The 13,201-nt window shown below is 68.6% G+C and carries 11 protein-coding genes; 4 read left to right on the top strand and 7 right to left on the bottom strand.

Annotated elements, in window-relative coordinates:
* Positions 1–22 precede the first annotated feature (22 nt).
* The 7 genes from zigA to LGM56_RS28335 form a co-directional block, all read right to left on the bottom strand.
* Complete coding sequence (gene zigA, locus LGM56_RS28365) at positions 23–1,231, bottom strand: zinc metallochaperone GTPase ZigA (protein WP_226207360.1); 1,209 nt, start codon at positions 1,229–1,231, stop codon at positions 23–25.
* A gap of 136 nt (positions 1,232–1,367) precedes the next feature.
* Positions 1,368–2,579 (bottom strand): acyl-CoA dehydrogenase family protein, encoded by a 1,212-nt coding sequence (locus LGM56_RS28360; protein ID WP_226207359.1) that lies wholly within the window; start codon positions 2,577–2,579, stop codon positions 1,368–1,370.
* Positions 2,576–3,418 carry a hypothetical protein gene (locus tag LGM56_RS28355; protein ID WP_226207358.1) on the bottom strand — a complete coding sequence of 281 codons (843 nt, stop codon included), beginning with the start codon at positions 3,416–3,418 and terminating at the stop codon, positions 2,576–2,578. Before LGM56_RS28355 ends, LGM56_RS28360 begins: the two co-directional genes overlap by 4 nt.
* Before the next feature lie 54 nt (positions 3,419–3,472).
* Positions 3,473–4,129 (bottom strand): methionine ABC transporter permease, encoded by a 657-nt coding sequence (locus LGM56_RS28350; protein ID WP_046546161.1) that lies wholly within the window; start codon positions 4,127–4,129, stop codon positions 3,473–3,475.
* The gene (locus LGM56_RS28345; protein ID WP_226207357.1) at positions 4,122–5,312 is read right to left on the bottom strand and encodes a methionine ABC transporter ATP-binding protein; all 1,191 of its coding nucleotides are present in this window, start codon (positions 5,310–5,312) and stop codon (positions 4,122–4,124) included. Before LGM56_RS28345 ends, LGM56_RS28350 begins: the two co-directional genes overlap by 8 nt.
* Positions 5,313–5,330: 18 nt before the next feature.
* Positions 5,331–6,749, bottom strand: a complete 1,419-nt coding sequence (locus tag LGM56_RS28340) for an LLM class flavin-dependent oxidoreductase (RefSeq protein WP_226207356.1) — start codon at positions 6,747–6,749, stop codon at positions 5,331–5,333.
* Between the two features lie 11 nt (positions 6,750–6,760).
* On the bottom strand, positions 6,761–7,591 hold the full coding sequence (locus LGM56_RS28335; RefSeq protein WP_089428996.1) for a MetQ/NlpA family ABC transporter substrate-binding protein: 831 nt from the start codon (positions 7,589–7,591) through the stop codon (positions 6,761–6,763).
* A gap of 431 nt (positions 7,592–8,022) precedes the next feature.
* On the opposite strand from LGM56_RS28335, the gene LGM56_RS28330 reads away from it, so the two are divergent.
* The 4 genes from LGM56_RS28330 to LGM56_RS28315 all read left to right on the top strand — a co-directional run bounded on the left by LGM56_RS28330 (position 8,023) and on the right by LGM56_RS28315 (position 13,101).
* Positions 8,023–9,387 carry a 2-hydroxycarboxylate transporter family protein gene (locus LGM56_RS28330; RefSeq protein WP_089433376.1) on the top strand — a complete coding sequence of 455 codons (1,365 nt, stop codon included), beginning with the start codon at positions 8,023–8,025 and terminating at the stop codon, positions 9,385–9,387.
* A gap of 127 nt (positions 9,388–9,514) precedes the next feature.
* Positions 9,515–11,398, top strand: coding sequence for a sensor histidine kinase (locus LGM56_RS28325; protein ID WP_226207355.1), 1,884 nt, complete (start codon positions 9,515–9,517; stop codon positions 11,396–11,398).
* Positions 11,388–12,749, top strand: coding sequence for a sigma-54-dependent transcriptional regulator (locus LGM56_RS28320; protein ID WP_089428993.1), 1,362 nt, complete (start codon positions 11,388–11,390; stop codon positions 12,747–12,749). Before LGM56_RS28325 ends, LGM56_RS28320 begins: the two co-directional genes overlap by 11 nt.
* Before the next feature lie 22 nt (positions 12,750–12,771).
* Positions 12,772–13,101, top strand: coding sequence for a DUF3579 domain-containing protein (locus LGM56_RS28315; protein ID WP_175240039.1), 330 nt, complete (start codon positions 12,772–12,774; stop codon positions 13,099–13,101).
* Positions 13,102–13,201 lie beyond the last annotated feature (100 nt).

The following is a 13,201-nucleotide window of genomic DNA, read 5'->3' as shown; positions in this document are numbered from 1 at the left end:
CGATGCAGGCAGCGCGGTCAGTTCAGGGCCAGTCGCGGAACGGGTTGTCCCACGTGGTCCAGTGTTCGGGGCCGGTGGCCATCTCGGCATCGGTCAGCAGACACGCGTCGAAGCGCGCGCGCAGCGCGGGCTCGTCCATGTCCATGCCGATCAGCACGAGTTCCTGCCGTGCGTCGCCGACGTGCTCGTCCCAGCGCGCGCGGATCTGCGCGACGGCTTCCGCGTCCTGCGGCCAGCGCTCGGGCGGCATGGCCGCCCACCAGTAGCCGGCCGGCCCATGCCGCGCGACCGCACCGGCCTGCGACCACGAGCCGGCCACGGTCGGGTGGGTGGCGAGCCAGAAGAATCCCTTCGAGCGCACGACGCCCGCCCATTCGCTTTCGACGAGATCGAAGAAGCGCTGCGGATGGAACGGCCGACGCGCGCGATAGACGAAGCTGCGGATGCCGTACTCGTCGGTCTCGGGCGTGTGCGTGCCGCGCATCTCCTGCAGCCAGCCCGGCGCGCGCGATGCGGCTTCGAAGTCGAACAGGCCGGTGTCGAGCACGCGCTCGAGCGGCACCTTGCCGAATTCGGCGATCTCGATCCGTGCGCGTGGGTTCAAACCGCGCAGCAACGCGACGAGCCGCTCGCGCGCGCTGGCGTCGATCAGGTCGATCTTGTTGATCACGATCACGTCGCAGAACTCGATCTGGTCGATCAGCAGATCGACGACCGTGCGCGCATCTTCCTCGCCCATCGATTCGCCGCGCGCCTGCAGGCTGTCGCGCGACGCGTAGTCGCGCAGGAAATTGAACGCATCGACCACCGTCACCATCGTGTCGAGCCGCGCGACTTCGCCGAGGCTGCGGCCATCCTCGCCTTCGAACGTGAACGTCTCGGCCACCGGCAGCGGCTCCGAGATGCCGGTCGATTCGATCACGAGCTGGTCGAACCGCCCTTCGCGCGCGAGCCGGTCGACCTCGATCAGCAGATCCTCGCGCAGCGTGCAGCAGATGCAGCCGTTGCTCATCTCGACCAGCTTCTCGTCGGTGCGCGACAGCCCCGCGCCGCCGTCGCGCACGAGCGCGGCGTCGATGTTGACCTCGGACATGTCGTTGACGATGACCGCGACGCGCCGGCCCTCGCGATTGTTGAGGATGTGGTTGAGCAGCGTCGTCTTGCCGGCGCCGAGGAAGCCGGACAGGACGGTCACGGGAAGCCGCGTGGACGGGGAGAGTGCGGGGCTCATCGGGCGATTCCGGGAGGAGAGTGGACGATCATCGAGTGATACATAGTATCGCAACGATATAACATATCAATTCAGACGTCCAGCATGCCGGTTAGGTTTTGTCCGGAGCGGACCACGCCGCTCCGGCATCACGCCGTCATGTATAGAGCGACGCTTGCGGCAACTCGGCCGTCAGCGCGAACCGGCCCACATCCCGCAACCGGTAGTCGAGCGGATCGTGCAGCGTATGCGTGCGCGCGTTCCGCCAGAAGCGGTCGAGGCCGAGCGACGCGGCCGTCGCGCGTGCGCCGCAGGCGTCGAACAGCGCCTCGCCGTTCTCGAGCGCCGCACGCTGCGCGACGATCTTCGCCTCCGATACCGCGAGCGCCACCTCGGCGCGCTCGTCCGCCGTCAGCGCATCCTGCCGCGCCCATGCACGCTGCAACGCGGCGGCCGCGCGATCGGCCAGCGCCGCCGCGGCGATCGCCCGCACGCGCATGTCGCCGAAGCGCTGCAGCGTGTACGGATCGTCGCTCGCCTGCGCGACCTCCGACTGGATCCACGGGCGGCCATGCTTCAGCACGTAGTCGCGCGCTTCCGCCAGCGCGCCTTCCGCGAGCCCGACGAACAGGTTGGTCAGCACGAGCTGCGACACGAGCGTGCGCAGTGTCGCGCGCGGGGTCGGCGGCGTCTCGGAACGGTGCAGCACCTCGTCCGCCGCAAGCGTCACGCCGTCGAAGCGCACGCTGCCGCTGTCGGTCTGGCGCTGGCCGATCGGATCCCAGTCTTCGTTGACCGTGATCCCCGCGCGATCGGTCGGCACCACGCCGAACACGGTGCGGCCGGTGTCCGGATCGTGCGCGGACACCGTCATCCGCTGCGAGCCGCGCGTGCCCGAACAGAAGCCCTTCACGCCATCGAGCCGGTAGCCGCCGTCAGGCGTCGCCGTGGCCACGAGCCGCGTGTCGAGCGGATTGACCGCATTGCCCCACCACCATTGCTCCTCGACCGTGCCACGCAGGTAGCGCTCGCGCTGCGCGGCGTTGCCCCACACGTCGACGCTCACCACCTGCAGGCACTGGAACCCGACGAGATGCGCGAGCGCGCTGTCGACGCGCGCGATCTGCCGGATCGCATCGTAGATCCCGGGCCACGCGGCTTCCTGCCCGCCGAACGCACGCGGCACCGCGAGCGTCAGCAAGCCCGCATCGGCGAGCCACTGCTTCTCCTGTGCCGCATGACCGCCCGCGCGGTCGCGCGCGGCGGCCGTGGTGCGCAACGCGTCGATCGCGCGCGCCAGCGCGGCGTGGTCGAAGGCCGGGGCATCGGTATCGGGCGCGAAGGTCGCCGGGCCGCGTGGATCGTTCATGCGACGGCTTCCTGCGCAACCGCTTCACCCGACAGCGGGACGAGCGCGTCGAGCGTGCGGCCGGTCAGCCGCGACAGGATCTCGCGCCGCCAGTCGTCGTAGATCGCGCGGTATTCGGCGATATCCGCGCCGAACACGTGCGCGGTGTGCGCGTACTCGTCGTGCAGGTAACCGTCGAGCCGCGCCTGCGTTTCCTCGTCGGCCGCGATCACGCGATCGATCAGCGCATCGCGTTCGGCTGCCGGCAGCGCCTTCAACGTGTCGAACCACCACTGGACGATCTGCACGCGATGCCATTCCTCGTCCGGCCGGATCCGGTTCTCGCCGTGCTCGCGCATCTCGGAATCGCCGATGCGGCCGGTCTTGCGCTGCATCCACAGCTTCGCGAGGATGTGCAGCTCGTAGTGCCATTCGAACGCGAGAAAGCCGGCGATGTCGCGCACCGCGATGTCGCCGATGCGCGCCCAGTGCGCGGCGACGAGCCGGTCGACTTCCGGCAGCGGATCGCGCCCCGTCAGTTCGGTCACGCGCTCGCGGCCGATCACCGCGTGCGCGCCGTCGTCGCCGAGCTGGCGCGACAGGATCAGCTGGAAATGCGGATCGTCGCGGAACAGCGTGTCGATCGCCTTCGCGACGACCTGCACGATGAACAGGTCGTGCGACGCCATCTTCGTGTAGTAGTCGGCGACGGCGGCCAGTTCGTCGTCGTTGCGCGGCTCGCGCGGCGGCGTGGCGAGCTTCGCCGGGAAGTCAGCACGATGGCGTCGCGCCACGTCGAGAAACAGCGCTTCCTCGAATTGTCCGTTCCATTCGCGCGGCGCGCCGATGGGCAAGGTCATAGGTTTCTTTCTCTCAGGATCATGAATGAAGCGAGCGGACGCTTGTGGCGTCGCTCAGGTACGCCGGGTCACACGTCGGACCAGGCGGTCGCCCGTGATTTGCACGGCCGAGACGAGCGCGATCAGGATCACGATCACGGTCGCCATGACGGTGGTGTCGAAACGCTGGTAGCCATAGCGGATCGCGAGATCGCCGAGGCCGCCCGCGCCGACGGCGCCCGCCATCGCCGTCGAGCCGATCAGCGCGACGACGGTAATGGTGAAGCCGCCGAGCATGCCGGGCAGCGCTTCGGGCAGCAGCACGTGCCAGACGATGTGGCGGCGCTTCGCGCCCATCGCGAGCGCGGCCTCGATCAGCCCGCGGTCGACTTCGCGCAGGCTCACCTCGGCGATCCGCGCGAAGAACGGGATCGCGGCGATCGACAGCGGCACGACGGCCGCCCAGACGCCGATCGTCGTGCCGATCAGCACGCGCGTGAACGGCAGCAGCGCGACGAGCAGGATGATGAACGGCGTCGAGCGGAACACGTTGACGAGCGCGCCGAGCACCGCGTTCACGCCGCGCCGCTCGTAGATGCCGCCGGGCGCGGTCGTCACGAGGATCACCGCGAGCGGGATGCCGATCAGCGCGGCAATCACGGCCGATGCGGCGACCATCGACAGCGTGTCGCGGATCGCGTCGAGCAGTTCGGGCCACCAGAGGTCAAACATAGCCGAGCACCTCCGCGTGGTTCGCGTGGCGGCGCGCGCGTTCGAGCAGCGCGGCCACTGCACCGCCGCGGGCCGGCGGCTGGCCGGCATCTTCCGCGCGCAGGGCTGCCGCGATCACGAGCCGCCCCTGTGCATGCCCCTGGATGCGCTCAATCCCGCCGTGCAGGAACCGCACCGAGCCGCCGAGCGCCACCGCAAGCGCACCGACATCCGGCTCGCCGCCGCTCTCGCCCGTATAGCGGACGTCGAGCACGACCTGCGCGCCTTCAGGCAACGCGGCCTGCTCGGGCAGCGGCTGCACGCGCGCCGCCAGTTCGGCCGGCAGGTCGTGCACGAGCGTGCTGAGCAGCGCGCGCGTCGCGCCGTGGCGCGGATCGCCGAACACGCGCCACACGGGGCCCGTTTCGACGACTTCGCCCTGTTCGATCACCGCGACCGTGTCGCACACCGCGCGGATCACTTCCATCTCGTGCGTGATCAGCACGATCGTCAGCCCGAGGCGACGATTGATGTCGGCGAGCAGCGCGAGGATCGACTGCGTCGTCTCGGGATCGAGCGCCGACGTCGCCTCGTCGCACAGCAGCACCTCCGGATCGTGCACGAGCGCGCGGGCAATGCCGACGCGCTGCTTCTGCCCGCCCGACAGGCTGGCCGGATACGCGTCGCGCTTCGCGGCGAGCCCGACGAGTTCGAGCAGCGCCTCGACCTTGCGCACGCGCTCGGCCTTCGGCACGCCGGCGATCTTCAGCGGCAGCGCGACGTTCTCGAACACCGTCTTCGCGGACAGCAGGTTGAAATGCTGGAACACCATGCCGGTGCGGCGCCGCAGCGCGACGAGGCCATCCTCGTCGAGCGCGCCGACATCGACGCCCTGCACGCGCACGCGGCCCGAGCTCGGCCGCTCGAGCCCGTTCACGAGCCGCAGCAGCGTCGACTTGCCGGCGCCGCTGCGGCCGATGATCCCGAAGACCTCGCCGCGCCGCACGTCGAGCGTCACGTCGCGCAACGCGGCAGCCTGGCCGCGCGGCGTCGCGAACACCTTGCCGACCTGCTCCAGCGATACGGCTGCGCCGGCGCGGGTCGATTCGGCCGACGCGGCCGCTTCGTCATGTGCCGTTGCCTCGGCTCCCGCACGTACTGCCGACGTCTCAATGAAACCCAACGTATCGAACAATTGCGTCATCGCTTCGCTCCGTCACGTTCAGACATGCGCGGGATGCGCGGATTCGGCGCGCACGGCGGCGCCCGGCCGGTGCTGTGCGCCCGTGTGCCACGCGGGCAGGCGCGGGCCCGCGCCGAACAGCTTCTCGCGCAGCGTCGGCGCGGGATCGTAGTCTTCCTTGTAGACGCCGCGGTTCTGCAGCTCGGGCACGACCCAGTCGACGAAATCCTCGAACGACTCGGGCATCACGGTGCGCGTCAGGTTGAAGCCGTCGATGCCGGTCTCGTCGATCCACGACTGCAGCTCGTCCGCGACCTGCGACGGCGAGCCGACGATCGGCGCATAGCGGCCGCCGAGCGACATCTGTTCGAGCATGCGGCGCACGGTCCACGTGCCGGTCGTGCTCTTGCGCGAGATCGCGTCGACGGCCGACTGGATCGAATCGGTCTTCACGTACGAGATCGGCTCGTCGAGGCCGTACTTCGCGAAGTCGATGCCGGTCGAGCTCGCGAAATGCGCGAGGCCGGCTTCGGCGCTCGCGTAGCGCCGGTATTCGTCGAATTTCTCGCGTGCCAGAAGCTCGGTTTCCGCCGTCACGACGCTCACGCCGGCAAAGATCTTGATCGACGCCGGGTCGCGGCCCTGCCGTGCTGCGGCCGCGCGAATGTCGAGTGTCGCCGCGCGCGCGGCGGCCTTGCTTTGCCCGTTCACGAACACGCATTCCGCGTGACGCCCCGCGAACTCGACACCGCGCGCGGACGAACCGGCCTGGTACAGCACCGGCGTGCGTTGCAGCGACGGCTCGCTCAGATGAATCGCGTCGATCGAATAGAACGGCCCGTCGTGCTTCACGCGCCGCACCTTGCCCGGCTGCGCGAACACGCGCGCCTTCGCATCGCGGATCACCGCATCGTCGTCCCAGCTCTGTTCCCACAGCTTGTAGACGACGTCCATGTAGTCGTCCGCGCGCTCGTAGCGGTCGTCGTGGCCGATCTGCTGCGCGAGGCCCATGCCGCGCGCGGCGCTGTCGAGATAGCCGGTGACGATGTTCCAGCCCACGCGCCCTTTCGTCAGGTGATCGAGCGTCGACATGCGGCGCGCGAACAGGTAAGGCGGCTCGTAGGTGAGGTTCGCGGTCACGCCGAAGCCGAGGTGCCGCGTGACCTGCGCCATCGCGGGCACCAGCAGCAGCGGATCGTTGACGGGCACCTGCACCGATTCGCGCAGCGCGGCATCGGGCCCGCCGCCGAACACGTCGTACACGCCGACGATGTCCGCGAGGAAGATCCCGTCGAACTTGCCGCGTTCGAGCGTCTTCGCGAGGTCGGCCCAGTAGTCGAGATCGGTGTAGTGCGCGGAGCGGTCGCGCGGATGTGTCCACAGCCCGTGGTTGATGTGCCCGACGCAGTTCATGTTGAACGCGTTGAGCAGGATTTTCTTGCGGTTCGCCGTCGTCATGCGCGCCTCCGTCACCACGCGATCGCGTACAGCGAGCCGAACGCGTTATCGAGCGCCTTGCGCACCGCCGGCGAGTGCTGGTAGATCGAGATGAATTTGCGGATGCGCGGATCGTTCACGCTGTCCGGGCGCACGACCCACTGGATCGCGAAGATCTTGTTCTCGGTGCCGTCGAACAGCAGCGCGCTGTTCGGGTCGGTCGTGCCCGCGAGCTTGATGAAGCTCGGGTAGCCCTGCGCGAGATCGACGTCGTCGAGCGAGCGCGCGAGCTGCGACGCTTCGAGCGGGATGATCTTCAGGTGCTTCGGGTTCGCGACGATGTCGTGCGTCGTGGCGCGGTAGTCGGCGCCCGGCTTCAGCGTGATGAGCCCCGCGCGCTGCAGCAGCAACAGCCCGCGCCCGCCGTTCACCGGATCGTTCGCGATCGCGACTTTCGCGCCGTCCTTCAGCTCGCTGAAGCTTTTCACCTTCTTCGAATAGAGGCCGATCTTCATGATCGTGCCGGGCGCGATCGACACGAAGTTGTAGCCGCCCTGCTTGTTCGCGTTCTCCAGAAACGGGATGTGCTGGAAGTAGTTGACGTCGATGTCCTTGTTCGCGAGCGCCGCGTTCGGCGTATTCCAGTCGGTGAATTCGACGATCTTCACGTCGAGCCCCTGCGCCTTCGCTTCCTTCGCGGCAACTTTCAGCGCTTCGATCTGCGGGCTGGTCGAGATGCCGACCTTCAGCGGCGCGGTGTCGGCGTGCGCGCCATTGAGCAATGCGACGCCAAGCACGGCGGCAGCCAGCAGGCGCGCGACGCGGCCGGCGGAAAAGCGGGCGGAAAAAACGGCATGCAGCATGAAACCACTCTCCTGTCCAAAGACGGTATCGATGGATGAGCGACGCCGCGGCGAACGCACGGGCGTTCTCCGGACAGGGTCAATCGCATCGGAAAAGATCAGCCGATGATAGAGAGCGGCGCGGGGGCGGTCTACGAAGCGATTGTGCGAAGAAAATCGCGCGCGGCGATATGGCGGGCGGCCATGCGGGATCGGCGGCCCGACCGGGCACCCGGCCGGCCGTCAGGCCGAAATCTCGGCCTCGGCGCCGGACGAATTCCGAAATCTCGGCCAGCCAGTCGGGCCGCCCTTTCCGCAGACGAAACAAACCCCTTATAAATCAATGCATTAAAAATATTCCGGCAGGCCGGATTTCTGGCACGGGGGTTGCGTAATAGACGGCACACGATGCCGCGAAGCCATGCAGGCATACCAACATCAGGAGACACGTCTTGCAGACCTCTATCCATACCCCGTCCCATCCGGAGCCGGTTTCCGACGCCGTCGCCGCCCCCCGCGCGCGCTTCTGGCCGGAAGGCTGGTGGAAACTGATGGAAATCCGCATCGGCATCATTCCGCTGCCCGTCTATTTCATCCTGCTCGCGCTGATCGTCGGCTTCTCGGTGACCGGCAAGGTGCCCGGCGAGATCTCGATGGCGATCGCGGTGCTCGCGTTCTTCGGCTTCACCTGCGCGGAACTGGGCAAGCGCCTGCCGCTCTTGCGCAACATCGGCGCGGCCGCGATCTTCGCGACCTTCGTGCCGTCGGCGCTCACGTACTACCACGTGCTGCCGAAGCCGGTGCTGAACCTCACCGTCGAGTTCACGAAGTCGACCAACTTCCTGTACCTGTTCATCGCGTCGATCATCGTCGGCAGCATCCTGAGCATGGATCGCCGCGTCCTGATCCAGGGCTTCGTGAAGATCTTCATCCCGCTCGCGGCCGGCTCGGTCGCGGCCGCGATCGTCGGCACGGCGGTCGGCACCGCGCTCGGCCTCGGCGCGCGCCACACGCTGCTGTACATCGTCGTGCCGATCATGGCGGGCGGCGTCGGCGAAGGCGCGATTCCGCTGTCGATCGGCTATTCGGAACTGATGCACCTGCCGCAAGGCGAGATGTTCGCGATGGTGCTGCCGCCGGTGATGCTCGGCAGCCTGACCGCGATCATCCTGTCGGGCGCGCTCGACATGCTCGGCAAGCGCTTCCCGCACCTGACCGGCAACGGCCGCCTGCAGGTCGGCGAATCGGGCGACATGACGCCCGAGAACGAGGAAATCCGCGGCCACGTCGACGTCTCGCACATCGCGGGCGCCGGTATCACGGCCATCACGCTGTACCTGGTCGGCCTGATGGCGCACAAGCTGTTCGGCCTGCCCGCGCCGGTCGCGATGCTGTTCCTCGCGGTGCTCGTGAAGCTCGCGCGTGCGGTGTCGCCGCCGCTGCAGGAAGGCGCGTTCGTCGTCTACAAGTTCTTCTCGACCGCCGTCACGTATCCGCTGCTGTTCGCGATCGGCGTCGCGATGACCCCGTGGGACAAGCTGACCGCCGCGTTCACGATCGTCAACGTCGTCACCATCGTGTCGACCGTCGCGACGCTGATGGGCACCGGTTTCGTGGTCGGCCGCCTGATGAAGATGTACCCTATCGACACCGCAATCGTGAACGCCTGCCACAGCGGCCAAGGCGGCACCGGCGACGTCGCGATCCTGACCGCCGCGAACCGGATGCAGCTGATGCCGTTCGCGCAGATCGCGACGCGGATCGGCGGCGCGATCGTCGTCACGGTCACGCTGATCCTGGTCGCCCACTTCGGATGACGCGCCGCCGCGCGCACCGTCGCGCAGGCTGCTTTGCACGCGCCGCCGCCGGCCCAGCCGGCGCGCGGCGCGCGTCGTTCGGGGCGTCGCTTCGGGCGTCACGCCGGGCGGACGGATGCGGGTTTCGATGAGGGCGAACGTGCAGAAGAGCTTCAAGGGAATCCCGTGGTGGGGCTGGGCATCGGCCGGCGTGCTGTATGGGTGCGTGGCGGCCGCGGCCGTCGATTTCGCGTGGGAACGCGCGATCGACGCGCTCGAGGAAACCGGCGCGCACCGGCTCGACCTGTATGCGTCGAGCCTGAAGAGCGAACTCGGCCGCTTCGAGATCCTGCCCGGCCTGGTCGCGCGGCAGGACGGCGTGCGCGCGATGCTGAAAGCCGCGCCGCATGAGGCTCCCGAACTCGTGCACACGGTCGATACCTACCTCGAAGCCGTGAACCGCGACGCGGGCAGCGGCGCGGTCGACGTGATCGACCTGCAGGGCGACGTGATCGCCGCCAGCAACTGGAACGAGACGCTCAGCTTCGTCGGCACCAACGTGTCGTACCGGCCGTACTTCAAGGACGCACTCGCGCGCGGCAGCGGCCGCTTCTTCGGCATCGGCACCAATACCGGCGTGCCGGGCGTCTACTTCGCCAGCGCGGTGCGGGACAACGGCGTGCCGATCGGCGTGGCCGCCGTGAAGATCAGCGTCGATCCGCTCGAGTCGGCGTGGCGCGCACCGGGGGTCGCCGCGATGGTCGTCGACAGCAACGGCGTGGTCGTGATCTCGACCGAACCCGCCTGGAAATTCACCGCGCTGCGCCCGATCACCGCGCAGCAGCAGCGCGACATCCAGGCGTCGCGGCAATACGCGGGCCGCACGGTCGACGCGCTGCCGTACCGCCACATCGGCGACCGCAGCGCGGCCGCGTGGTTCGGCACCTTCCCCGATACACGCCACAGCGGCCGCACCACGCGCTATCTCGTGATGTCGCGCCCCGCGCCGCAGGCCGGCGATTCGCTGATGGTGCTGCTCGACATCGCGGGCGCGCGGCGCCAGCAGCAGACGGCCTTCGTATTCGTCACCGGTGCGTTCCTGATCGCCGCGCTGCTCGCCGGCTATGCGATCCAGCGCCGTCGGGCCATCGTCGCGCGGCTGAACGCGCAGGACGCGCTGCGGCGCGCGAACGACCAGCTCGAGCTGACCGTCGCGCAGCGCACGGCCGCGCTGACGGCCGCGAACGAACGGATGCAGCGCGAGATCGTCGAGCGCGAGCGCACCGAGCAGCGGCTGCGCGCATCGCAGCAGGAAGTCGTGCATGCGGGCAAGCTCGCGGTGCTCGGGCAGATGGCCGCCGGCCTCACGCACGAGCTGAACCAGCCGCTCGTCGCGATCCGCACGCTGTGCGACAACGCGCGCACGTTCTTCGAGCGCGGCCAGCCCGCGCCGGCGCTCGCCAATCTCGAACGGATCGGCAAGCTCGTCGACAGCATGGCGGTGCTCACCGGCGAGCTGAAGACCTTCGCGCGCAAGCCGGACGTCGAGCGCGTCGCGGTGTCGCTGAACGAGGCCGTCGCGCATGCAAGGCTGATCTACGATGCGCGGATCCGCGACGAAGGCGTGCAGCTCGACGTGAACATCGCGCCGGGCACCGCCGTGTCGGCCGAATCGAGCCAGTTGCAGCAGGTGATCGTGAACCTGCTCGGCAACGCGCTCGACGCGGTGCACGACGCACCCGTGCGCCGCATCGTCATCGAGGCCGCCGGACCGGACGAAGCCGGCCGCGTGCGCTTCACGGTGGCCGACAGCGGCGCGGGCATCGCGCCCGAGGTGCTGCCGCACCTGTTCGAGCCGTTCGTCACGACCAAGCCGCGCGGCCAGGGCCTCGGGCTCGGCCTCGCGATCACGTCGCGCATCGTCGAGGCGTTCGGCGCGAAGATCGCCGCGACGAACCGCGACGAAGGCGGCGCGCAGTTCAGTATCGAATTCGCGGCGGCCACGCTGCAAAGGACAGAGCATGGAAGATGAGATTCGGGTGCTGGTCGTCGAGGACGATGAAAACGTCCGGATCGGCGTCGAGCAGGCGGTAGCGCTTGCCGGTTTCGCGGTCGATGCGTTCGCGTCGGCCGCCGACGCGCTGCATCACGTCGCGCCCGGCGCGCCGGTCGTGATCGTGTCGGACGTGCGGATGCCGGGCATCGACGGGCTGCAGCTGCTCGATCGCGTGATGGCCATCGACGCGCAGATTCCGGTCGTGCTGATCAGCGGCCATGCCGACATCTCGACGGCCGTCGGCGCGATGCAGGTCGGCGCGTACGACTTCATCGAGAAGCCGTTCTCGTCGGACGTGATCGCGGGGCGCGTCGCGCGCGCGGTCGAGAAGCGCCGCCTGACGCTGGAAGTGCAGGGGCTGCGCGCGGCGCTGAACAACTGGCAGGGCATCGAGGCGTTCGTGCTCGGCAAATCGCCCGCGATGGCCGACGTGCGCAAGAAGATCCTGCGCCTCGCCGATACGTCGGTGTCGGTGCTGATCACCGGCGAAACGGGCACCGGCAAGGAGCTGATCGCGCGCAGCCTGCACGACTTCGGCGGCCGGCGCGACGCGCATTTCGTCGCGCTGAACTGCGGCGGCCTGCCGGAGCAGGTCTTCGAGAGCGAACTGTTCGGCCATGAAGCCGGCGCGTTCACCGGCGCGATCAAGAAACGCATCGGCAAGATCGAATGGGCGGACGGCGGCACGCTGTTCCTCGACGAGATCGAGACGATGCCGATTCCACTGCAGGTCAAGATGCTGCGCGTGCTGCAGGAGCGCGTGGTCGAGCGGCTCGGCGCGAACGAGCTGATTCCGGTCGACTGCCGCGTGGTCGCCGCGTCGAAGGCCGATCTAGCCGAGCTCGCGGCCGACGGCCGCTTTCGCGCGGACTTGCTGTATCGCCTCAACGTCGCGCAGATCGAACTGCCGCCGCTGCGCGAGCGGCGCGAGGACGTCCCGCTGCTGTTCGAACATTTCGTGCTCGCGGCCGCGCGCCGCTTCGGGCAGCCGGCGCCGGTCGTCACGGCTGCGCAGGTGTCCGAACTGATGACGCATGCGTGGCCCGGCAACGTGCGCGAACTGCAGAACGTGGCCGACCGCTTCGTGCTCGGGCTGACCGGCGACAGCCTGCTGTCGTCCGGCGGCACGCCGGCCGCGGGCGGCACGCTCGCGGAGCAGCTCGCGTATTTCGAGCGGATGCTGATCGAGGACATGCTGCAGCGTCACAATGGCAACGTCGCAGAGGCGAGCGAAGCGCTTGGCATGCCGAAGAAAACGCTCTATCACAAGCTGCGCAACCTGCGGATTCCCGCGCGCGGCGACGCGGCGGCCGATGGCGGCGAATGACGCGAACGAGGACACGCACAGCATGGATCGCATCGACATCACCGAACACGGCCGCGTCACCGGCCACCTGATCCGCGGCGTCACGCACGCGCAGAAAACCTTTCGCCCGAGCGACTGGCCCGAACGCCTCGCGGGCGTCATCACGCTGTTCGTCGGCGAACGGCGGCCCGGCTATCCGTGCGCGCTGTCGCGGCTCGCGATGCCCGTCGTCGACGGCAACGTCAAATGCCTGTTCGTGTCGGACGAATTGCGCACCGTGTGTGCGGACGCATTCGATTTCGCGATGCAGTTCGCGGCCGACAACGACCTCCCGGTCGTGCTTCAGACCGCGCCCGCGTTGGCGGTGCGCTGACGGGGCGGGCCGCTGTCGCGGCTCGCGTTCTTCCCGTTTTCTAAAAGTGCAATGCGCTGCTGCGCAGGCCGCCGCACGCCCCTTTTTGGCCTTTCCGGCG

The organism is Burkholderia sp. AU38729 (assembly GCF_020419725.1).
In the GTDB taxonomy this organism is placed as follows: domain Bacteria; phylum Pseudomonadota; class Gammaproteobacteria; order Burkholderiales; family Burkholderiaceae; genus Burkholderia.
The sequence above is the reverse complement of the archived record's forward strand: the minus strand, read 5'-3'. Positions and strand labels throughout refer to the sequence as shown.